The 21,309-nt window shown below is 65.1% G+C and carries 26 protein-coding genes; 15 read left to right on the plus strand and 11 right to left on the minus strand.

All coding sequences use genetic code 11. The features are described 5' to 3' along the window. Window positions 1–88 precede the first annotated feature (88 nt). From AC5FRZ_RS12900 to AC5FRZ_RS12925, 6 genes are all read left to right on the plus strand, one after another. Window positions 89–1,282, plus strand: coding sequence for a BMP family lipoprotein (locus AC5FRZ_RS12900; protein WP_206039173.1), 1,194 nt, complete (start codon window positions 89–91; stop codon window positions 1,280–1,282). Between the two features lie 52 nt (window positions 1,283–1,334). After that, on the plus strand, window positions 1,335–2,888 hold the full coding sequence (locus tag AC5FRZ_RS12905; RefSeq protein ID WP_493564781.1) for an ABC transporter ATP-binding protein: 1,554 nt from the start codon (window positions 1,335–1,337) through the stop codon (window positions 2,886–2,888). Then, window positions 2,885–4,015, plus strand: coding sequence for an ABC transporter permease (locus AC5FRZ_RS12910; RefSeq protein ID WP_244256774.1), 1,131 nt, complete (start codon window positions 2,885–2,887; stop codon window positions 4,013–4,015). Before AC5FRZ_RS12905 ends, AC5FRZ_RS12910 begins: the two co-directional genes overlap by 4 nt. Next, window positions 4,012–5,067: an ABC transporter permease gene (locus AC5FRZ_RS12915; protein ID WP_170095157.1), complete on the plus strand. Its 1,056-nt coding sequence runs from the start codon at window positions 4,012–4,014 to the stop codon at window positions 5,065–5,067. The genes AC5FRZ_RS12910 and AC5FRZ_RS12915 overlap by 4 nt, the downstream gene beginning before the upstream one ends. A 57-nt stretch (window positions 5,068–5,124) precedes the next feature. Next, the gene (locus AC5FRZ_RS12920; protein WP_153554176.1) at window positions 5,125–5,622 is read left to right on the plus strand and encodes a LabA-like NYN domain-containing protein; all 498 of its coding nucleotides are present in this window, start codon (window positions 5,125–5,127) and stop codon (window positions 5,620–5,622) included. Window positions 5,623–5,734: 112 nt separating this feature from the next. After that, window positions 5,735–6,568 carry a hypothetical protein gene (locus AC5FRZ_RS12925; RefSeq protein ID WP_493564782.1) on the plus strand — a complete coding sequence of 278 codons (834 nt, stop codon included), beginning with the start codon at window positions 5,735–5,737 and terminating at the stop codon, window positions 6,566–6,568. Between the two features lie 40 nt (window positions 6,569–6,608). Here AC5FRZ_RS12925 and AC5FRZ_RS12930 read toward each other — a convergent pair whose 3' ends face one another. Next, window positions 6,609–6,791, minus strand: a complete 183-nt coding sequence (locus tag AC5FRZ_RS12930) for a hypothetical protein (protein ID WP_170095159.1) — start codon at window positions 6,789–6,791, stop codon at window positions 6,609–6,611. A gap of 200 nt (window positions 6,792–6,991) precedes the next feature. Here AC5FRZ_RS12930 and AC5FRZ_RS12935 point away from each other — a divergent pair, with 200 nt between their 5' ends. The 3 genes from AC5FRZ_RS12935 (at window position 6,992) to AC5FRZ_RS12945 (ending at window position 8,733) form a co-directional block, all read left to right on the plus strand. Next, the gene (locus AC5FRZ_RS12935) at window positions 6,992–7,483 is read left to right on the plus strand and encodes a PUA domain-containing protein (protein WP_493564783.1); all 492 of its coding nucleotides are present in this window, start codon (window positions 6,992–6,994) and stop codon (window positions 7,481–7,483) included. Window positions 7,484–7,603: 120 nt separating this feature from the next. After that, window positions 7,604–8,002, plus strand: coding sequence for a nascent polypeptide-associated complex protein (locus tag AC5FRZ_RS12940; protein WP_170095161.1), 399 nt, complete (start codon window positions 7,604–7,606; stop codon window positions 8,000–8,002). Then, window positions 7,999–8,733 carry a tRNA (adenine-N1)-methyltransferase gene (locus tag AC5FRZ_RS12945; protein WP_493564784.1) on the plus strand — a complete coding sequence of 245 codons (735 nt, stop codon included), beginning with the start codon at window positions 7,999–8,001 and terminating at the stop codon, window positions 8,731–8,733. The genes AC5FRZ_RS12940 and AC5FRZ_RS12945 overlap by 4 nt, the downstream gene beginning before the upstream one ends. A gap of 47 nt (window positions 8,734–8,780) precedes the next feature. On the opposite strand, the gene AC5FRZ_RS12950 is transcribed toward AC5FRZ_RS12945, so the two are convergent. The 4 genes from AC5FRZ_RS12950 to AC5FRZ_RS12965 all read right to left on the minus strand — a co-directional run bounded on the left by AC5FRZ_RS12950 (window position 8,781) and on the right by AC5FRZ_RS12965 (window position 11,768). Continuing rightward, window positions 8,781–9,491, minus strand: a complete 711-nt coding sequence (locus AC5FRZ_RS12950) for a CPBP family intramembrane glutamic endopeptidase (RefSeq protein WP_493564785.1) — start codon at window positions 9,489–9,491, stop codon at window positions 8,781–8,783. Between the two features lie 125 nt (window positions 9,492–9,616). Beyond that, the gene (locus AC5FRZ_RS12955) at window positions 9,617–10,231 is read right to left on the minus strand and encodes a DUF6517 family protein (protein ID WP_170095162.1); all 615 of its coding nucleotides are present in this window, start codon (window positions 10,229–10,231) and stop codon (window positions 9,617–9,619) included. A 45-nt stretch (window positions 10,232–10,276) separates the two neighbouring features. Further along, window positions 10,277–10,600 (minus strand): transcription factor S, encoded by a 324-nt coding sequence (locus AC5FRZ_RS12960; protein ID WP_153554185.1) that lies wholly within the window; start codon window positions 10,598–10,600, stop codon window positions 10,277–10,279. A 130-nt stretch (window positions 10,601–10,730) separates the two neighbouring features. Then, window positions 10,731–11,768 carry a cell division protein CdpA domain-containing protein gene (locus tag AC5FRZ_RS12965; RefSeq protein WP_493564786.1) on the minus strand — a complete coding sequence of 346 codons (1,038 nt, stop codon included), beginning with the start codon at window positions 11,766–11,768 and terminating at the stop codon, window positions 10,731–10,733. A 222-nt stretch (window positions 11,769–11,990) separates the two neighbouring features. Between AC5FRZ_RS12965 and AC5FRZ_RS12970 the strand changes: the two genes are divergently transcribed. Next, complete coding sequence (locus tag AC5FRZ_RS12970) at window positions 11,991–12,275, plus strand: DUF5789 family protein (RefSeq protein WP_170095164.1); 285 nt, start codon at window positions 11,991–11,993, stop codon at window positions 12,273–12,275. Between the two features lie 113 nt (window positions 12,276–12,388). Here AC5FRZ_RS12970 and AC5FRZ_RS12975 read toward each other — a convergent pair whose 3' ends face one another. The 4 genes from AC5FRZ_RS12975 to AC5FRZ_RS12990 form a co-directional block, all read right to left on the minus strand. Next, window positions 12,389–12,652, minus strand: coding sequence for a preprotein translocase subunit TatA (locus tag AC5FRZ_RS12975; RefSeq protein ID WP_493564787.1), 264 nt, complete (start codon window positions 12,650–12,652; stop codon window positions 12,389–12,391). A gap of 32 nt (window positions 12,653–12,684) precedes the next feature. Further along, on the minus strand, window positions 12,685–12,888 hold the full coding sequence (locus AC5FRZ_RS12980; protein WP_015764138.1) for a hypothetical protein: 204 nt from the start codon (window positions 12,886–12,888) through the stop codon (window positions 12,685–12,687). Between the two features lie 41 nt (window positions 12,889–12,929). Next, window positions 12,930–14,228: a DNA repair protein NreA gene (gene nreA, locus AC5FRZ_RS12985; protein WP_493564788.1), complete on the minus strand. Its 1,299-nt coding sequence runs from the start codon at window positions 14,226–14,228 to the stop codon at window positions 12,930–12,932. 66 nt (window positions 14,229–14,294) lie between these two features. Continuing rightward, window positions 14,295–14,666 (minus strand): hypothetical protein, encoded by a 372-nt coding sequence (locus AC5FRZ_RS12990; protein WP_170095167.1) that lies wholly within the window; start codon window positions 14,664–14,666, stop codon window positions 14,295–14,297. Between the two features lie 169 nt (window positions 14,667–14,835). On the opposite strand from AC5FRZ_RS12990, the gene AC5FRZ_RS12995 reads away from it, so the two are divergent. The 3 genes from AC5FRZ_RS12995 (at window position 14,836) to AC5FRZ_RS13005 (ending at window position 16,669) form a co-directional block, all read left to right on the plus strand. After that, complete coding sequence (locus AC5FRZ_RS12995; protein WP_493564789.1) at window positions 14,836–15,474, plus strand: hypothetical protein; 639 nt, start codon at window positions 14,836–14,838, stop codon at window positions 15,472–15,474. Between the two features lie 217 nt (window positions 15,475–15,691). Continuing rightward, complete coding sequence (locus AC5FRZ_RS13000; protein WP_493564790.1) at window positions 15,692–15,946, plus strand: hypothetical protein; 255 nt, start codon at window positions 15,692–15,694, stop codon at window positions 15,944–15,946. Window positions 15,947–16,486: 540 nt separating this feature from the next. Next, window positions 16,487–16,669, plus strand: a complete 183-nt coding sequence (locus tag AC5FRZ_RS13005) for a hypothetical protein (protein ID WP_170095170.1) — start codon at window positions 16,487–16,489, stop codon at window positions 16,667–16,669. A gap of 118 nt (window positions 16,670–16,787) precedes the next feature. Here AC5FRZ_RS13005 and AC5FRZ_RS13010 read toward each other — a convergent pair whose 3' ends face one another. Next, window positions 16,788–17,606, minus strand: coding sequence for a CPBP family glutamic-type intramembrane protease (locus AC5FRZ_RS13010; RefSeq protein ID WP_170095171.1), 819 nt, complete (start codon window positions 17,604–17,606; stop codon window positions 16,788–16,790). Between the two features lie 4 nt (window positions 17,607–17,610). Continuing rightward, window positions 17,611–19,692: an ATP-dependent protease LonB gene (gene lonB / locus AC5FRZ_RS13015; protein ID WP_170095172.1), complete on the minus strand. Its 2,082-nt coding sequence runs from the start codon at window positions 19,690–19,692 to the stop codon at window positions 17,611–17,613. 158 nt (window positions 19,693–19,850) lie between these two features. Here lonB and AC5FRZ_RS13020 point away from each other — a divergent pair, with 158 nt between their 5' ends. Beyond that, window positions 19,851–20,399 carry a nicotinamide-nucleotide adenylyltransferase gene (locus AC5FRZ_RS13020; protein ID WP_170095173.1) on the plus strand — a complete coding sequence of 183 codons (549 nt, stop codon included), beginning with the start codon at window positions 19,851–19,853 and terminating at the stop codon, window positions 20,397–20,399. Beyond that, entirely contained in the window at window positions 20,399–21,163 is a 765-nt protein-coding gene (locus AC5FRZ_RS13025) for an SAM hydrolase/SAM-dependent halogenase family protein (RefSeq protein ID WP_493564791.1), read from the plus strand. The genes AC5FRZ_RS13020 and AC5FRZ_RS13025 overlap by 1 nt, the downstream gene beginning before the upstream one ends. Window positions 21,164–21,309 lie beyond the last annotated feature (146 nt).

Genomic DNA, 21,309 nt, shown 5'->3' on the forward strand with positions numbered 1-21,309 from the left:
TAGAGTATTTCGTGGAGACTTCACCGCCTCGTCCGCCTGTTTTGGGGACGAACTTATATACCTAGAAAATAATTATATCCACATCCCAATGGTTTCAGAACCAGATCCAGACGACGAATCGACGGCAGTCGACAAGCGGGGAGACTCCGGCACACCGATCAACCGACGCGACGTGCTCCGGTCGGGAGCGGCGGTCGCTATCACCGGCGGCCTCGCCGGCTGTCTGACCGGCGACAGTGGCGGTGACGGCGGCGATGGTGACAGCGACGGCGAGATGGAGACGGACACGACCGAGAGTGGCGGCGGGACGACGAACATCGCGATCGTCTCCAGTTCCGCCGGCTTCGGCGACCGCGCGTTCAACGACCTCGCACTGGAGGGGCTGGAAAACGCCGCCGAGGAGTACGACATCGAGCTCCAGCAGGTCGAAGAGACCAACCAGTCAAACTACGGGACCGTCCAGTCCCGCCTCGCAGAGAGCCAGAACCCCGACTACGACCTGATCGTCCTGGTCGGCTACCAGCACACCCAGGCACTGGAGACCAACGCCGAGGAGTACTCCGATCAGCGCTGGATGCTGATCAACGACCACGTCGAACGGCCAAACGTCGGCGGCTACATCTGGGCCAACCACGAGATGTCGTTCCAGGCGGGCGTCCTCGCCGGGACGATGACGACCCGAGAACTCACGCACGAAGGGAACGCCAACGACCCCGACGGGACCACCGTCGGCTTCGTGGGCGGCGTCGACGGGGCGCTGATCAACGCGTTCGAACGCGCCTACGTCGCTGGCGTCGAGTGGGTCAACGAGGACGTAGACGTACGCGTCGGCTACATCGGTAACTACGAGGACACACAGACGGCGGCCAACATCGCCTCCTCGCAGTACGACGCCGGGGCGGACATCGTCTACCAGGCCGCGGCGGCCGCCGGACAGGGCGTCTTCCAGGCCGCCCAGGAAGCGAACCGCTTCGCCATCGGCGTCGACGCCGACCAGTCGGTGACGCTGCCGGACTACCAGGACGTGATCATCGGCTCGGCGATCAAGCGCATCAACGAAGGGACGTACCGGGTCGCGGAGGGCATCGTCCAGGACAACTGGGACGAAGTCAGCGGTCGAAACGTCCTCGGCCTCGATCAGGACGCCGTCGCAGTCGTGCTGGGCCAGGCCATCGGCTCGAAGCTGCCCGACGCCGTGAGCCAGAACCTCGAAGAGTCGAAGCAGGCCATCGTCGACGGCGACGTGACCGTCCCCTGTACGGCCGCCGGCTGTCAGGACTGAAGCCACAGCCACCATCGCACTTTATGAGACACGACACCACCACCACACAGCCATGAGCGGGAGCGGGGCACCAGCCGTCGAACTCGACGGCATCACCAAACGCTTCGGGGATGTCGTCGCCAACGACGGCGTCGACCTCACACTCGAACGCGGGACGGTCCACGCGCTCGTCGGCGAGAACGGGGCGGGCAAGACGACGCTGATGAGCGTCCTCTACGGGCTCTACGAACCCGACGGGGGAACGATCCGCGTCGACGGACAGCCCCGGACGTTCGACTCGCCGCGAGACGCGATCGACGCCGGGGTCGGCATGATCCACCAGCACTTCCAGCTCGTGGATACGATGACCGTCCTCCAGAACGTCGTCCTGGGCCACGAGCCGACCGACAACGGGCTCGTCGACGAGGCCAGCGCGCGGGCGACGATCGACGAGGTCTGTTCGACCTACGGCTTCGACGTCGACCAGCACCTGGAGACGCGAATCGAGGATCTCGGCGTCGGCGTCCAGCAACGCGTCGAGATCGTCAAGAGCCTCTACCGGGGGGCAGACACGCTGATCCTCGACGAGCCCACCGCGGTGTTGACTCCCCAGGAGGTCGCGGAACTGTTCGACGTGATGGAAGCGCTGACCGAGCGCGGCCAGTCGCTGATCTTCATCACCCACAAGCTCGACGAGGCGATGGCCGTCGCCGACGATATCACCGTCCTCCGGGACGGCGAGTCGGTCGGGGCCGTCGACGGAGCGACGACGAGCGAGCAGGAACTCGCGCGCATGATGGTCGGCCGAGACGTGCTCTTCGAGGGACAAGAGCGCACGACCGAACCCGGTTCGGTCACCCTCGACGTGGCGGATCTGCGCGTCCAGGACGACCGCGGGCTCGAACAGGTCAGCGGGATCGACCTCTCGGTGCGGTCCGGCGAGGTGCTGGGGATCGCGGGCGTCGATGGCAACGGGCAGGCAGAACTCGTGGAAGCGATCACCGGACTGCGGCCGATCGAGTCCGGGACGGTCAGCTTCGAGGGGCGAGACATCACCGAGACGAGCCGGCGCGACCGCATCGAGTCGGGCATCGCCTACATCCCGGAAGACCGCCAGACCGAGGGGCTCGTCCAGGAGTACGACCTCGTCCGGAACGCCCTGCTCGGGAACCAGACCATCGAGCCGTTCGTCGAGAACGGCTTCGTCGACTGGGATCGCGTCCGCGAACACGCGGCCGAGATCGTCGCCGAGTACGACGTGCAACCGCCCCACGTCGAAGCCGACGCCGGGTCGCTCTCGGGAGGCAACCAGCAGAAGTTCGTCGTCGGACGCGAACTCAGACACGACCCGGACCTGGTGGTCGCCTCACATCCGACTCGGGGGGTCGACATCGGTTCGATCGAGTTCATCCACGGTCGACTCCACGAGATGCGCGACGAGGGGATGGCGATTCTACTGGTCTCCTCGAAGCTCGACGAGGTCCAGAAGCTCTCGGATCGCCTCGCGGTGATCCACGAGGGCGAGTTCGTCGACGTGGTCGATCCAGACTCCGTGACCGAGGAGGAACTCGGCCTGCTGATGGCCGGGCAAGAGCGGGCGGCCGCCGACGGAGGTGTCGGGCGGTGAGCACGGCCAGCGACCGAGCGCGTGCCGTCCTCGATCGGGCGGCCGACCGGATGCTGCGAGCGAGCGTCCTCGAACGGTTCGCGCTGGCGGTCGTCTCGACGCTGCTGGCGTTGCTGATCGGCTCGGTGATCGTCTGGGCGACCGGCTACGACGCCGTGGAGTTCGTCACGTCGCTGCTGTACGGCGCGGTCGGGAACCTCTCGAACGTCGCGTTCACGCTGCGTCAGTCGACGATGCTGATTCTGACCGGCGTCGCCGTCGCCGTGGCCTTTCGGGCCGGCGTGTTCAACATCGGCGTGCAGGGACAGTTCGTCGTCGGCGGGTTCGCGACCGCGCTGACGATCCTCTTTCTCGCGCCGCTGTTGCCCGGCGGCCCCGTCGGGGGCGTCGTGTTGATGGTCCTCGGGACGATCACGGCGATCGTCGCGGGCGGTGCTTACGGGGCGCTGCCGGGGCTGATGAAGGCCTACGCCGACGCCAACGAAGTGATCACCACGATCATGCTGAACTTCATCGCGTCGGGCGTCGTCTACTTCCTCATCGACGCGTACCTCCGACCGTCGGGGACCTCCGCACCGAACACGGAGTCGTTCCCCGACTACGTCGACCTGCCCGGTTTCGCGTTCGGGAGCGGCTCGTTCTCGGTCATCGGGCTGGGGGTCGCGCTGGCGACTGCGATCGGCGTCTACGTGGTCATGGCCCGCACGAGCTTCGGCTACGACCTCGTGACCAGCGGCTACCAGGAGTCTGCGGCGGCCTACTCCGGAGTCGACCCGAAGCGGACGGTCGTGACGACGATGACGTTCTCGGGGATGGTCGCTGGCGTCGCCGGTGCGATGTTCGCGATCATGGTCCTGGGGTACTACAGCGACCCGAGCACGTTCCCGAGCTTCGGGTTCGACGCCATCGCCGTGAGCCTGCTGGCGGCGAACAACCCGCTGGGCGTGATCCCGGCCGGCCTGCTCTTTGGCGGTCTCGACGCGGGCGGCCAGTACATCGGGTTCACGCTCGACGTGCCCTCGGAGCTCGTCGACGGCGTCATCGGTCTCATCGTGCTGTTCGTCGCCGCCCCGGAGCTGTTCCGAATGAGTGCCCGCCGCTTCGGACTCGGGGGTGACGAGCGATGAGCGTCGCCGACTACGCGGCCGAGCACCGACTCGCCGTCGGCGGCGGGCTCGCCGCGCTCGCTGCCGTCGCGGCGATCACGCTGCTGGATCTGCCCGGCGCGGCGCTGCTGACCGTCGGAGCCGCGGAGCGATCACTTCAGGCCGCGATGCCGATCGCGCTGGCCGCGATCGGCGGACTGTACGCCGAGAAGAGCGGCGTGTTCAACATCGGTCTGGAGGGGTTCATGATCTTCGGGGCCTTGACCGCCGCCGCCGCGGCGTGGCTCATCTCCGGCGAGAGCGCGATCACGCAGGGCGATCTCTGGCTGGCCATCCTCGTGGCAGTCGTGTTCTGTGCCCTGCTGACGGTGGCCTTCGCCGTCCTGACGATCCGGTACGAGGCAGACCAGATCGTCGCCGGGCTGGCGGTGTGGTTCATCGGCCTGGGCTTTGGCCCCTTCGGCGCGACGGTTCTGTGGGGTGGCGTCTCCAGCCCGACGCTGCCCAACGTGAACGACGTCGTGATTCCGGGTCTCGCCGAGGTGCCGGTCCTCGGACCGCTGCTGTTCGACGCGTCCCCGCTGGTCCTGCTGACGCTCGTGCTGACGGCCCTCGCGTGGGTCGTCCTCTATCGCACGCGCTACGGCTACTGGATCCAGGCGGCCGGCGAGAACCCCGAGGCGCTGGACACGGCCGGCGTCGACGTGAACCGTGTTCGCTACGCCACCGTGATCTTCTCGGGGGCGATGGCGGGCCTGGCCGGCGCGACGCTGTCGGTCGGCATCGGGAGCGGGTTCACCGGCACCGGCGTCACGATGGTCGACGGCCGGGGCTGGATCGCCATCGTCGCCTACCTCTTTGGCAACTACAACCCGATCGGGGCCTTCCTCGCGTCGCTGCTCTTTGGCGCGATGGACATGCTCCAGATCCAGCTCCAGACGGTCGGCATCGCGCTGCCCGGATCGATCACGGGACTGTTCCCCTACGTCGCCGTGCTCGTCGTGCTCACGCTGGTGGGGTACACGCGCGTGCCCGCCGCGGTCGGCGAGGCCTACGAGACGGAGTCTGAGTAGCTCCGCCGACCACTGCGAGCCCCAAGAGCTATTCCCGCCGCTTCCTCACACGAGTACATGGTCGTTTCACATCCGGGGCAGCGTGTCGGCGTGCTCGCCGACGCCCAGAATCTCTATCACACCGCCCGGAGTCTCCACTCGCGCAACATCGACTACGAATCGCTGCTCGACGAGGCCGTCCAGGGCCGAGCCCTCACTCGCGCCATCGCCTACGTGATCCGGGCCAACTCCCCGGAAGAGGAGAGCTTCTTCGAGGCGCTGGAAGACATCGGCTTCGAGACCCGCATCAAGGACATCAAGACCTTCGGCGACGGCTCGAAGAAGGCCGACTGGGACGTGGGGATGAGCCTCGACGCCGTCTCGCTGGCCCCACACGTCGACACGGTCGTGCTCATCACCGGCGACGGCGACTTCGCTCGTCTCTGTCGATATCTCCGCCACGAGGGCGTCAAAGTCGAGACGATGGGCTTCGAGGAATCGACCGCAGAGGAACTGGTCGAGGCCGCGGACCACTTCCGGAACCTCAGCGACGACGCCGAGCAGTACCTGTTGTAGACTCTGTTCGTTCTGGGTGCGGTGATTTTTGGCCACCCTGGCCACTTCAGTCCACCATTAGAATCATAAGAAATAGCGTCCTGGAAGTTAGCAACCATATTCGTCTTGGACGATGGACCGAACGCAACCGTTCATATTCGCTACGCTCGCTATCGGGGTTGGGTTCGTCATTGCCAGCTATCTTTCGTCCAAGGGAGAACTCGGGCAGTGGTTCCTCGTGTACGCCCAGTTCGGTCTCGCCTACCTCATCGTCGGAGCACTCGTACACTATGAACGAAAACACCACCTCTCGACCAGACGACTGCTCGCACTCCTGACCGCCCCCGGCTTACTTGCGACGGCGATAGCTAGCACGAGTCTCGTAACACCACTACAGTTCGACACACTCTATCCGGAGACGCTGTTCAGATTGCACCTGGGTTACTTCTGGCTTCTCAGTGCGTTCTTCGTTCCGTTGCAGTACGGACTCGCGCGGATCGACGACCGGCGGACACAGTGGGGAATAGCCGGTTCGACCACGCTGTTCGTCGTCGCAATGCCGGTATCTGCGGTAGTACTGCTGTTTTTCCCGTGGGCACTGGACAGTTCGCTGGCAGTCTTGACAGAACACCTATCGTCAATCTCGAATTTCGTCGTCGAAGAGCTGGGCCCAGTGCAGCGAATACTTGTGGTCGACGCTGTCGCGTCGGTCGTTCCGTATGCAGCTGGCAGTATCGTCAAGGGCCGACGGAACAGACGTCCCTCGCGAGCGATCTCTCCCGCGTCACTGCCAGCGGTGGCCGTACCAGCAGTGGTATTGGTGTCTGTGATGATCGAATTCAGCCTCGATCCGTCGGCGTCGGGTAACGGAGAACGGCTGCTACTCGTGACGCTGCTTGCGGGGATCATCTGCTCGGTTATCGCGAAAAACCTCGTGCGCTATCGAAGACAATCGACCGCGTCGTAGCTGGTGTGGCATTCGAGAGTGGCCGCCATCGAAAGCGAGCTTAGACCGGGCGCTTCTCTTCGGAAGTGCCGACGAACAGCGCACCGGCGGCCATCCCGAGCGCGGCGATCGAGGCCGCCCAGACCGGGAAACCACTGCCTAACTGACCGGTGCCGAGGATGATCGCGCTGCTGGCGACGAGCAAGAGCGTGCCCAGTACGACCTTTCGTGTATCGGTTGCCATACCGTCGGCTAGTGGGTCATCCGGTATAAATTTCCCCAAAATCGCCGGAGACTATCACGGTTAATCAGGAAATATCCCACAGTATCGAGGGTCTACACCCGAAGTCGCCAGTCACCCCTCCGCAGGTGTCGCCGCCGGGCCGGTCACTCGCGGCCCGCCAGAACGGTCGACTTTTGGTCGACGGCGACCTTCGCCGGACAATGAGCGAGCGAGCCGCCGATCTCCTGACGCGTGTCGCGACCTACCAGTTCGGCCCCGGAGCCGACGAGGCGCTGTTCCCGGACGTGGACGGGCTGGACGTGACGACGACGCGCTCGGGACGACCGCGACAGGTACGGGACGGCGACGACCGACTGCTGGAGTACGGCAGCGACGGTCGATTCACCCTGGGTGTCGCCGGTGGGCGACGCCTCCTCGACGGCCTCGACGACGCGCGCCACCAGGTCGTCGTCGGCGACGACAGCGAGCCGTTCGTCCGCGAGGGACGCAACGCCTTCGCGAAGTTCGTCACCGACGCCGACGAGGGGATCCGGCCGGGCGACGAGGTGCTGGTGGTCCACTACGACGGCGACCTCCTGGGCGTCGGCCGCGCGGAACTGCCCGGCGAGGCGATGCTGTCGTTCGGGACGGGGATGGCGGTGAAAGTACGCCACGGGGCCGGTCCAGACTCGTCTGAAGCCAGTAGCGATTGAACCGACTCACACGCCGATCGCACCACCGTCGTGCGTCGGGTGTGCACTGATTTTCGATCGCGCTCCCACGCGACGACACAGGTCGGTGTCCTTTTGACGGCGGACCACGCACGGACGGGTATGTTCGGAGGAGGCGGCGGCGGACTCAATCCGCGCAAGATGAAGCAGATGATGGAACAGATGGGCATCGACATGGAAGACATCGATGCCGAAGAAGTGATCATTCGGACCCCCGACAAGGAGCTGTACTTCACCGACGCCGAGGTCCAGCTCATGGAGGCCCAGGGCCAGTCGACCTATCAGGTCGTCGGCGAGCCCGAGGAGCGAGCGCTCGAAGCCGGCGACGACGGTGAGAGCGAGTCCGACGCGTCGGCCGACGACGCCACCGGCGACAGCGGGATTCCCGACGACGACGTAGAGCTGGTCGCGATGCGTGCCGGCGTCGACGAGGGGACCGCCCGCGAGGCGCTCGAAGCGGAGGACGGCGACCTCGCAGGCGCAGTCGAGCGTCTGGAGTGACCTACCTCCTCATCCACGAGGGCGAAGACCGCGAGTACCTCCTCGCGGCCGGCGAGACCCTGGAGACTGACCTCGGCGTGCTGGAGGTCCCCGACGATCCCGAGCCGGGCCAGATCGTCGAGACGCACCTCGACGAGCCGTTCACCGTGCGCGAGCTGCGCGGCCCGGACCTGTTCAACCACCTCGAACGCACCGGCGCACCGATGATGCCACGAGATATCGGGATCGTCGTCGGCAAGACCGGCCTCCAGTCGGGCGACCGCGTGCTCGATGCCGGCACCGGAACGGGCGTCCTCGCGGCCTACCTCGCGCGGATGGGCGTGACGGTGACCACCTACGAGCTCGATCCCGACTTCGCCGACGTGGCCCGCGAGAACATGGCGATGGCCGGCGTCGAGGACCGCGTCGACGTGCGCAGCGGCGACGTGACGGCGGCCCTGTCGACGCTTACCGAGAGCGACTTCGACGTGGTCACGCTCGACACCGGCGACGCCGCGGCGGTCGTCGAACGCGCGCCGGAGCTGCTCGTCCCCGGCGGCTTTCTCGCGGTCTACTCGCCGTTCGTCGAGCAGGCCCGCGAAGCGATCCAGACCGCACGGGACGCCGGGCTACAGGACGCGGAGACGCTGGAAACGATCCAGCGCGCGCTCGACGTGAGCGAGCGCGGCACCCGGCCGTCGACGCGAGGCGTCGGGCACACCGGCTACCTGACGTTCGCACGCAACCCCTGACACTGGCGGCTGTCGGTCCGTGCGGCTCGACTGCGCGTCGTCGACGATCAGCCGAGGCTGATACCCGTCGCCAACAGATTGATGCCGAGGTGTGAAATCGTGCTACTGGCCGTTCCGTAGCGGTGTCTGAGAACGCCCAGAACGACCGCGATCACGATCAGCGACACGAGCCGGAACGTCGGCGCACCGAGGTCGACGACGACGTGTTTCGCCACGAACGCCGTGGCAGTCACACTGATTCCCAGCACCGGGCCGTACGCGTCGACGAGTGCGGTCTGGACCACGCCGCGCCAGGCCAACTCCTCTGCGATCGGGACGACGACGCCGTTGACGACCAGGAGTGTCACGAGGACCCAGACGGCCGTCTCGGCACCGCCGGTAGGTGTCGGTACCGAGGGGACGCCGACGGTGAAGACGTAGACGACCGCGAACGCCAGTAACAGGACGAAGTAGACGACGACGCCGACGAGGCCACCGAGGACGGCACCCCGAGATAGCTCGTAGCGCCAGCGGTTAGGCCCGATGCCGCGCCGGTTCCCGATAGTCGCTGCCAGGACGGCGAGAGCCGGGAACGTGAGCGCGATCAAGAGCATGTCCGCACCCGCACCGCTTCCGACCGCGTCGGCGAGTAGTGGTGTCCCGCGACGACGCACGAGAAACTCCACCGCGACCCACGTTGCGACGACGACGGCCGCGAGCGCGCGGGGGTCCGACGACACGCGCCCGAGTCTCCCGACGGGTGGTTCTGCGTCAGACATCTCGGTGGTCGTTCGACCGCAGTGGAGATTGCGTGTGGCTGGTCCGGTTCACGGTCCCCGAATCGAGGTCCCGAAAGAAAGGCGTTTCCTCCACGGCGAGTGGCGCTGCCGGCGAGATCACCGGCCTACTCGATCGCCCGGATCAGCTCGATCAGCTCGTTTCGGTACCGCTCTGGCGTCCTCGTCAGCACCGCGGGTGGCTCGTCGATTCCGAGGACTTCGGCCACGGGGCGGTCCGGGTACGCGCCGGCACCGATGCGAAAGCCCTCGCCGTGCCAGACGCCGACCCAGCCGGTGATCGGCAGCGTCGCGTCCAGCTCCGACAGCGGCAGTTCTGCCCGATACTGTGTGAGCTTCGCTCGATCACCAGACGCGACGCGGACACGCTCTGTGCGGCCCCGGCCGATCGACTCGAAGCCACGGTCGCGCAGCTCGGACTTGAACGTCCTGTTGGCCTCCGAGCGGACCGTCGGGAGGATCATCGCAGGGCCGATGCCGGGCGACAGCGACGGCGTGAAGGTCAGTTTCGTCGCGAAGAAGAACCGCCAGCGCTGGTCCCGACCGCCGTACTCGGCGGCGGCCCGACGCGTTCGCTCGTCACCGTACAGCACCGTCGCGCCTTCGACGCGGGTCCCGGGGAGCTGAAACACCGTCTCGACGGTCTCGTCGGTTCGCGTCCAGTCGCCGTCGGCGAGGCGTTGCTCGGGGACCGAAGGGAACCGTTCGTCGGAAGGTGACACACCTCGTACTGACAGTGGCACCCACCTAACAGTTCCGTCGAACTGTCAGTGGTCGTCTTCGCGCCACTTGTGGTCGCACTCGGTACAGGTGAAAAAGCGCGTCTCGGACTCGTCGGCGGCCCGGATCTGCTTCATCTCCCAGAAGGCCCGGTCGTTGCCACACTCGGGACAGTGTGCGTCCGTCGTCGGCCCCATGTCCTCGGCCTCAACCTCGGAGGTGTCGACGATCTCGCTCTCTTCCTGGCCCTGCGTGGTCACCATCGAACTTTCGTCCGCCGCGTCGCGGGCCTTCTCGGCACCGCAACTGCCACAGACCCAGACGCCGTCTTCGGCTTTCATCATCGAACCGCAGTCGTCACAGAACTCCATAGTTGACTGGGATTGCCATCGAAGTGGTTTAAGCTCGGGGGTTCACCGCTCAGACGGAGCGCTGTCGTTGCGTACCGGTGAGCGTCTTCCCGGCTCAACGCTCACCGGTACATCGCGACGGCCGTCCGTATCAGCGTTCCAGCCAGCTCGAACAGGCCTCCAGGTCGTCCATGGTTCGCTCGTGGAGCTGACAGTACGGCGTCGACTCGCCGTCTTCCATCACGTACTCGAAGTGCCGACAGTTCCCGCAGTACGCTTCGAGGGCGTCCTCGTCATCCTCCTCGTCACCGTCGCTCGTCGAATCGAGGAAGTCGTTGCTGAAGGCCGCGCCACCGGTCGCCGTTCCGTCGGCGTCGATCACTTCGCCGCCGTCGGCGCTGGGTTCTGTCTGTGGCCCCCCGGAGTGGCCCGTGGCGGTGTCGGCGGTGTGATCGAGGGAATCCGTCTGGGTGGCCCGGTCACGCCGAGCGTCGTCCGGCCGGCGATCGGCGGCTGGCGACCCGCCGTCGTCGGTCACGTCGCTGTCGGCGCGTGTGGCTCCCGTGACGGTCGCGCCGTCGTGGCCGGTCGACGCGGTCTCGCGGTTCGTCTGGGTCTCGACCTCGCCGTCGAGGTCCGTGCCGAAGAGGCCGACGCCGCCGAAGCGACCGAGCGAGCGGGCCTCTTCGACGAGCTGGATCGTCCCCTGGCGGGTGATCTCCATGCGGGCCGTCCCGCCGGGATCGTTGCGGGTCTTGAACGTCGCCAGCGCGACGAACAGACACCAGAAGATCGTGACGACGCCGAAGAAGTAGACGGCCGTCGTCGCCAGCGTCAGCAGCGGCGCGGCGGTGACCCAGTCGTAGGGATAGACGTGCTGGAACATGGCGACGCCGATCGCCGTGATCCCCGTCCCGACGATTGCAGCCCCACGGACCGACCGCGACGCCGGGAGGACGGCGAAGACCCCGAGCAACACGGCCGGCAAGCCCAGCCCCGCGAGGACGCCCGCCAGCTCCCGAGCCGGGTACCGTCCCAGCGACTGGACACCCACGTTCGTCGTCGCCAGCGCGATGGCACCCACCACCATCGTCCCGCCGACGAGAAAGAGCCCGCTGCCGAGGAGCTGCTGTCGCCGGCTGGCCACCCGGCCGACGTTGCCCTCGTACACGTCTGTGAGACTCGTCATGGGGCGTTCTAGGGCCGCTGCCCTCAAAACTACCCGTCAGACGCGTGGCAGACGGGAAGAGAGCCCGAACGTCGTGAGGGATCTCGGAAAGCTCGAACGGTGACGATGAGGTGCCCTGCGAGAGCAGGCGGGGTGATCGACACGCCAGTGCGGTGGTCGTTCGACGGGAGCCGACGCCAGCGTTCCGAAAACCCTAATCACGGCCGCTCGGAAGGTGGCAGTATGAGCGACGACGAGGAAACAGACGAGGGGCCGGCAGTCGAACTCGGCGACGGCGATTCCGTCGCCGGTGCGCCCCTGGCACGCGTTAGCTCCCGACTCACGTGGGGTATCGAGCACAGCACGATCGTCGAGCGCGAGGGCGACACCGAGATCCGCACGCCCGACGGTCCACAGCCACTCGCCGACCTGATGGACGACGTGGACGTCCCCTACTTCGAGCACCGCCGCGAGTTCGAGTCGGCCGTCCGTGAAGTGCTCGGCGACGGCCCGGTTCCGACCGAGTAACACAGCGGACTGTTCTGTCGCAGTCGCCGTTCACGGCGCGTCCAGCGGACACGCTGTACGCCGAGTAGAGAGCCGTCAGTTCGCGCGAGAGCGCGACCCGTGGTCACGCCGGTTCAACTGCGAGCCGCCTCGTCGGACCGATCCCGCCGCTCGTCGTCGGTGTCGCTCTCGGCGCTGGACTGCTGGTGCCGGAGCCGCTCGACTTCGCGTTCGAGTTCTGCCACGCGCTCGTCGGTCTCGTCGTCGCCCGAGAGCCACCGCAAGAGAAGCACGACCAGTCCGACGACCAACAGGAGAGGGGCCGCGAGCATGATGAGGATCAAGAACACGATCACGAGCTCTTGCGTACCTGGGAGACCGATCTGGAGGGCAATCACGTCCGGCACATCTGTCACGCCAGAACAAGAACTTACTGGTCGTCGAGTCGGTCCACGCGGCGCTGTAGCTCTTCGACTTGCTGTTCCAGTCGGTCGAGTCGTTGCTGGTCTGGCGAACGGTTCTGTCTGACGAGCAAGACGCCGCCGACGAGCGCGAGCGACACCACGAGAAAGAGCAACAGGAGCGCGCCGACGAAGAGCAGTTCGACGCCGACCGGAAGCTGTAGCGGTTCCATACCGGCGTCTGGACGGCGAGGCGTATAAGCGCTGTCGGCGATCAAAAGTCGGCCAGCGTCGACTGGAGCCCGGCGACCATGTCGGATTTGCGCCGGAGCGTCCCCAGCGACACCGGGAGCTGTTCGGTGACGGCAGTCACGGCGTCGCGGAAGCTCTCGGCGACGGCGGGCTGGTCCTGGTAGGCAGTGTCGCCGGGTTCGCTCGTCTCGCGAGCGACGCCCGCCTCGAAGGCGTTTCGGACGCCCTCGCGGACCTGCCAGACGCCGACCGGTGCCCAGTAGTCGTCCGTGACCTCCCGCAAGACGAGGCACTTCGCTTGACGGTCCCGCTCCTGGAGGTGTTCGAGCACGCCCAGTCGCGAGGCGTAGTACGCGCCGGCAGTCTCCTCGACGTAGCCAGTGCGGCCCTCGTAGCCCTCGTTGGCGCTGGCGAGATAGTGGGTCTGGCCGGTCGGGTTCCAGACGCTCTCGGGGGCTTTCATCTCGACGAGTTCGAACTCCCACTGGCCCGGAGCCATGAGGACCCAGTAGCGGTTGCCCATGTACTCGTTGTACCAGACCTCGGTCTGGTCGATGGTGTTGCGGTTCTGGATCGTCCCCCGCAGATACTGCCCGACCGTGTCGTCGACGGCGGTGATCGACCACCGCGTCGGGACGAGTCTGCGCTGGCGGCCCCGTCCCAGCGCGCCCGCAGAGAGGATCGTGTTGACCTCGTACACGTCGAATCCCCGGCGGTAGAGGTAGTTCATCGCGCCCTCTGCCTGCCAGTCGTCGTCCTCGAGGGTCTTCTCGACGGCGCGGGGGACGTGTGGGTTCTCCGCGAGGTCGGCGGTGGTCGCGCTGGCGCGCGGCCCCGTGGGCGTGCCCACGTCGTCGAAGCGAACGTCTAAGTCCGGCGTACCGTCGAGTCCGACCTCCACATCGACCGGGTGGTCGGCGATCGCGACCTCGCGCTGCGTGCCGACGAAGCCGTCCCACACGTCGGACACGTCGACGTTCGCCGAGCGCGTGGAGTTGAGCAGCCCCGTCCGGCGCTGGAGCACGTCGTCGATCCCCAGCCCGTCCCGGTACCACTGGCCGCTGGTGGCGAACTGCCCGGCGTCGGCGTCGGACGCCATCGGCGAGAGCACGCCCGTCGACACGTCGGGATAGCCCGACCGGCCGACGAAGATCTCCGGCGCGGTCGAGCCAAAGAGCGCGTCGCCCTGGACGGTCTCCTCGAACTGTCGTTCGACGTCCTCGAGGTGGTTCGTGATCTCGTAGGACTTCTCCTCGGCGAGGCGACGCCGCTCGGCGGCCTCGTCGCGATCGAACCCCTCGATGAACTCGTCGAGACGCATCGAGAGATCGTTGGACGTTCGGCGATAAAACAGTGACTCTCGTGGCGGGCACGCCGACCGACGACCTCACGCGTACTGATCGTAGAAGTACAGTCCGACCGCGACGAGCAGCGCGAACGAGCCGACGGTGTCGATCAAGCGCACTCGCTGGACGAGTTCGAACCCCGCGAGACCCTGATAGGCGATCGACAGCCCGGCGATACCGAGTGTCGCCACCAGCGCCACCGCGACGGGCTCCGTCTCGCGGGCGCGACTGATCCGCCGAGTGCCGACGCCACAGGCCAGTAACACGAGCACGCCGATGAGGAGATCCGAGAGCGGCCCAGCGTAGGGGTTCGTCGTCGAGAGTTCCGTGACGAACAGCGCCACGTACACCAGCAACGCACCGACGACGACCTGTCGCTGGCGCTGTGAGCGGATCGCGAAGATGTCTGTCATCGTCGGGCAATGGACTGGGGGAAAGATAACAGTGACGAGCACGAGACGGTGCCAGCCGGCGGCGCTCCGGACACCGGCGTCCCGTTGGTCGACGACGTGAGGGCTCCGCTGTCGCGCTCGGCTGGGACAGAACGCAACACATAGGAAACTGGCACCGACAGTGGCGTCTGTGCCCTCCAACACAAACAGCGACGTTCCGCGAGACGTCTCCGCCGTCGTCCGTCGATACCGACGCCTCGAACGACCGATCAGTGCCGGCATCGCCGTCCTCGTCGGACTCGTCGCGGCCGCCGCGATCATCACGCTCCCGCTGGCGGTCGGCCTCGCGGTCGCAGTCGCCGTGTTCGTCGTCGTCCGCGTCCCCATCTTCGAGACCGGTGGGACGACGACGCTGTCGACCCAGCAGCGTCCCGACGAGGTGCGTGCGGCCTTCGAGAGTGCCAGCCCGCCACCGCTGGTCTTCCAGTGGGAGCTGGCCGACGAGGTCGAGCGAGTCGACGGAGGCTGGAGCTACGAGATCTCGTATCTCCTGGGACTGCGATCGGTCCGACTGCACGTCGAGACCCGACCCGGCGACGACGCCGACCTCGAACTGGTGGTCACCGTCGGCGACGAGTCGTGGGGAACCTACCGCGTCGACATCGAGGCCCGCGACGACGAGACGATCGTCGTGGTCGACACGACCTCGGATCGCCGATTCGGCCTCCGACGACTACCACAGTGGTTCGTGGGCCAGCGATACCGGACGGCGGCGCTGTCTGCACAGGGCTACACCGTCATCGAGCAGGACACGCGACTGACGCTCTAGAGTCGCTCTGCGGCCCTAATTGCCGATTTCTGAGCGGCTTAAATTGGCGTGTGGAAAATGTACGAGTTTGTGCAGCTATAACGTTATAAAAAGATGAGAAGAATGATTGTAGTGTGTGATGAGTGCTATGACGAGCTGACATACTACAATATTTTGATAGAAATACTCTCGGGAATGCTATTATAAGCATTCCTCGTCTATCGAGAATTAGTGGTAAATGTTTGAATGTATGCCTTGGAGAGATCCTAGAGAGGCTGCTTTAATATTGGCTAACATAATTCTTGCACTCGTCATATCAGCGGTAGCAACAATTACTGTAATGGTTATTGTTCCGCTCGGTGACTTCAGCCCGCAAACTCCGGGGAGGGCGATTATGATTATCGTGTTTTATAGCGTCTGGGCGATGTTGACGTTTAAGTTTTTGTTTGGAGAATATATCCCTCACGAATCGCTCAAAAGAGATGATATTTGATTTTATCAATTGATTTTGCCCTCAGCGCGAAAAGAGCACCCATTTTTGGGTGGTGCTCCGTCAATATCTACATTTTCTTGGAAGAACAAGTTCCAGCTTAGCATGACATCGACTTTTCCCCGATATCATTTACCATAAATTGGCAGTTTGACTCGCTTGAATCATAATGGCTGAAGAAGTCTTGAGTTTGGATCGAATCTGATTTTTCTCCCGGAGAGAATTCGCCATTTAGATCATTTGCTTTGAGTTTAAAGCCCGCACTTTCAGCGAGAGCATACGCCTCCTCAAAATTTTGGTTAGCAACCGCCACCTGGATTTGACGCCGAATATTCTTTTTATGTCTCTCTCGACCCCCTTGTCCTGAGACAGTTGCACTAATGAATGGTGCTGATAGGGCGGTGCCTGCAGTCTTTAGAATGGATCTTCGATCTATATTGCATATTATCAGTTAAGTCTGTGTGTATTAAACTCACATTATTGGAATAGTATTTCCTTCAGTAGAACACAAAATATTCATGTATATATGTGGGCATTTAAGACATGGATGAAATTAAGGGATATCTGGCAATTATAACAATGCTCCTCGGAGTTCAGACACTCAACGCAGTTTCTGATAACACGAGCAGTCTTTTTACTGAAGTTGGAGGAGCTCTCGCCATCTTGGTGATACTGCTTGTCCCAATTTACCTCCTCGGAAAAGCAGTCTACCCGAAATTACGATGATATGATTTTCTGACGGATTTGTTATGTGGCAACAAAGTAACTCGCCGCGCTACAGTACCGCGACGAGGCGCTGGCCGCACGAGTACAGGGCTTTCGACCGGGTGACCGAGGCCTCGTTCTATGGATCGCCCGCGAACGTCTCAACGGTCAGCCGGTCGTAGCCCATTCCCTCGTGGACCGCGAGCTCCAGGGCGTTCACGAGGTAGTGGGCGACGACCACCACGAGCAGGCTGTTCGTGAGGACGTAGCCGGCCGCGAGTGCGAGTCCGAGCCCGCCCGTGACGAGCATGCCGACTTTCCCCTGCGCGCCGTGAGCGGCACCGAAGACGACCGACGAGACGACCGCGAGCAGCCACGGCGAGAGGGAGAAGCCGGCGGCCAGCGCACCGATGGCAGCGCCACGGAAGACGACTTCCTCGACGACGGCGACGGTCGGGAGCGCGACGCCGAGCAGGAGGACCCACCCGCCGACGGAGTCGGGGGCGAGCAGTTCCCGGACGGCCTCGTCGTAGCCCGCACCGGTCGCGTCGGCGATCGCACCCGCGGCTTCGTTGGCGAGCCAGAGGGTGACGCCGAAGCCGATCCCGACGGCGACGCCGGGGAGACCACGGGCGAGAGCGGTCTCGGGGATTCCGAGCGCCCACGGCGGGATCGAGAAGTACACCGCGGCCCCGACGACGACCGCGCCGAACAGCCCCTGGGTCACGACGACGTTGGCGAGCAAGGCACCGGGCGACAGCCGCGCCCGCGGGTCCGCCACTGGCCGCTCGAAGCGCGGCACGACTGGGTCGGTCGGTCGCGGATCGTGTGGCGAGGGCTCCCTGAACCGGACGGGATCGTCGTCGCCACTCAGGGCCGACTGGGACGCTCTCGCGAGTGCGAGAAGCAAGAACAGAGAGACGGCGAGCAGGCCGGCGAAGGCGGCCCACCGCGCCACGGTTCTACTGCGGGCTGGGTGAGCCGCTCTGCTGGCCCACTTCGCGTTCGAGCGCTTTGCCGGTGATGGACTTGAGCCGGTCGACCAGCGAGTCCTTCTCGGGCTCGCCGGCCAGGGCCACTTCCAGCACCTCGGAGATGTGTGAGACCGGGACGATCTCGATCATCTCCTCGTACTCCTCTTCGATCATCACGTCCTGGGTGTTTGCCTCGGGGATGATGACCGTGTCGAGCCCGGACTTGGCCGCGGCCTCGATCTTGTGGGTCACGCCGCCGACGGGCAACACGTCGCCCCGGACCGACAGCGAGCCGGTCATCGCGAGGTTCTGCTCGATCGGGACGTTCTCCAGTGCGGAGATGACCGCCGTCGCGACCGTGATCGAGGCGGAGTCGCCGTCGACACCGCCCTCGCCGGCCTGGACGAACTGGATGTGAACGTCCTTCTCGGAGATGTCCTCGTCCGAGAACTTCTTGATGATCGCCGAGACGTTCTGGACTGCCTCCTCGGCCATCTCTTTGAGCTGGCCGGTGGCGATCACCTGACCGGGACCCTGCGAGGGCGTGACCTCCGCCATGACCGGGAGAACGATCCCGCTGTCCTCGCCCATCACGGCCAGGCCGTTGACGCGGCCGACTACGTCGCCCTCGTTGACGGTCAGCTCGTAGTCCTTGCGGCGTTCGATGTAGTCGTCTGCGAGCTGTTGCTCGATGGAGCGGCTCCGACCTTTCGCCTGGAGCACGTCCTCGCGCGTGGTCACGTCCTGATCCTCCGCGCGGGCGATGTCGCCCGCGACGCGGACCAGTCCGCCCAGTTCGCGCAGCTTCAGGGTCAGGTGTCCCTTGCGGCCCGCACGGCGGCGGGCTTCGAGGATGATCTCCTCGACGGCCTCGCGGTCGAAGTGGGGGAGTCGCCCGTCGTTCTCGACTTCCTGCGCGATGAAGCGGGTGAGCTTCCGGCGCATCTCCGGGGTGTCCTCGATGGTGTCGTCCATGTACACCTCGTAGCCGTACCCCTTGATCCGGGAGCGCAGCGCGGGGTGCATGTTCTCCATGGCGTCGAGGTTCCCCGCCGCGATCATGATGAAGTCACAGGGGACCGGTTCGGTCTGGACCATCGCGCCCGAGGAGCGCTCGGACTGGCCCGTGATGGAGAACTCGCCCTCCTGGATCGCGGTCATGAGCTTCTGCTGGCTGCGGATGTCCAGCGTGTTGATCTCGTCGACGAACAGCACGCCCTTGTTGGCCTTGTGGATCGCGCCGGCCTCGACGCGGTCGTGGCTGGGCGTCTCCATTCCCCCCGACTGGAACGGGTCGTGGCGAACGTCGCCCAGCAGCGCACCGGCGTGGGCACCGGTCGCGTCCTCGAAGGGCGCGGTGGTCTGGTTCGACCGGTTGACCAGCAGGTTCGGGATCATCGAGTCGTTGCCACGCGAGCCATAGCGGAACGCCAGGTAGATGACACCGGCCGCGAGGATCCCCAGCAGGACCGACCCCTGGATGATCAGCGCGTAGCCGATGATGATGGCGATGATGATCCACATCAGGAAGGTCCGCATCTGGTTGCGCTTGCGGGCCTCCTCCTTGTGGGCGTCGACGATCTGCTCACCTTTCCCGGCGGGGACGGTCCGAACCTTCGGCTCGTTTCCGTCGTCCGGGTTGTGGTAGACCAGAACGTCCTGTAGTTCCTCTTTCGGGAGCAGTTGGCTCATCGCTTTCGCCAGCATCGACTTGCCCGTCCCGGGCGAGCCGATCATCATCACGTGACGGCGCTGTTTGGCTGCCTTTTTGATGACGTCACGGGCGTGGTCCTGCCCGATGACCTGATCGACGAGTCGGTCGGGGACTTCGATGTCGCTGGTCGACTCGATGCCGAGCCCACCGAGGAGCCCGTCTTCGTCGTCGAGGGATGCGCCGCTCTCGACTTCGACCTCACTGCCGAGGTTGTCGAGGCCGCCACTTTCGGCCCCGCCACCCTCCTCAGTGTCACCAGCGTCGTCGGCCGCGCTGGGGTCGTCGTCTTCGGGCGGCGTCCCGGTCACCTCCCGCTCGTCGTCGGGAGTGTCGTCGATCTCGGTATTGTCGCTCATACAAACGTTGCTAACACCAGATTGGAGGGACTGTCCACTGATATACTTTCTCCCCGCGACCGTGCTTGCCACACGAGTGGAACCGCAAGAGGGGAGCCGGTTATAGTGGTAAACGGCCACTCGTCGGGTTTATCATTTCCGACAACCAGAGATGGGGTATGCGGGGTTTCTACATCGGTCGATTCCAGCCGTACCACAACGGCCACCACACGGTCGTCGAGGAGATCGCGACCGAGGTCGACGAACTCGTCTTAGGGATCGGAAGCGCGGGCGACTCCCACACGGACCACGATCCGTTCACTGCCGGCGAGCGAATCATGATGATCACGCGCGCGGTCCGCGAGTTCGAGCGCGCGAACGACCTGGTCACGTACGTGGTCCCCATCGAGGACCTGAACCGCAACTCGGTGTGGGTGAGCCACGTCCAGAGCATGTCGCCGACCTTCGACGTGGCCTACTCCAACAACCCGCTGGTGATCCAACTATTCGAGGAGGCGGGCATCGAGGTCCGACAGTCGAAGATGTTCGACCGGGAGCGGCTGGAAGGCAGTGACATCCGGCAGGCGATGATCGAGGGCAACGCGTGGCGCGAACGCGTCCCCGACGCCGTCGTCGAGACGATCGAAGAGGTTCACGGCGTCCAGCGGATCCGGACCGTCGCCAAGGACGACGTGGTCGAACGCTGGGAGGTCGGTGACGGCGAGTGATGATCACGCTCAGTAGCGACTTCGGTTCGCCGTACCCCGCAGCGATGAAGGGCGTCGTCCTCCAGAACAGCGACGCGCGCATCGTCGACGTGAGCCACGAGTTCCCGCGGCAGGACGTTCCCGGCGCGGCGTTCTGGCTCCGGGAGGTGCTGCCGTACTTCCCGCCGGCAGTCCACTGTGTCGTCGTCGATCCCGGCGTCGGGACCGACCGGGCGGCGATCGTCGTCCGGGTCGGCGACCACGCGATCGTCGCGCCGGACAACGGCGTCGCGCTCCCGGCCGCAAGGGCGATCGCGGACGACGGCGACGTGATCGAGGTCTTCGAGATCGAGACCGACGAGCCGGCGAGCGCGACCTTCCACGGTCGGGACGTGTTCGCGCCGATGGCGGCCGCCGTCCACGAGATCGGTGTCGACTCTCTCCACGAGGTCGCGGATCTCGTCCGAGCCGACGGGTACGAAGCGCTCGCCTTCCCGGAGCCGACCGTGAGTCAGACCGGTGCCAGCGGTGCAGTACTCGTCGTCGACGGGTTCGGGAACGCGATCACGAACGTGCCGGGCGAGGCGATCGAGAGCCGGTTCGGCCAGCAGGTCCGGATCAACGGCGAGCCTGCACCGGTCAGACGGACGTACGCGACGGTGGAACCGGGCCAGCGACTCGTCACCGTCGGCAGCCACGGCAACGTCGAACTCGCGGTGAATCGCGGGCGCGGGGACGAGGCCTTCCGCGTCGACGCTGGCGATCGAGTGGAGCTGGCGTACTAGTTTTAGGCACTCCGAAAAACCGACAAGCTTATTACTTTTAGGCTGTCCTAAACAAATGCGTGGGTCGCCGACGGTCGTGATCGTTCCCTGGTTCCGGGAACACACTCCGTGGAGACCGTCGAGCCCCACCGTCTCAGGTCCCAGTT

It is taken from the genome of Halomicrobium sp. HArcht1-1, assembly GCF_058933285.1.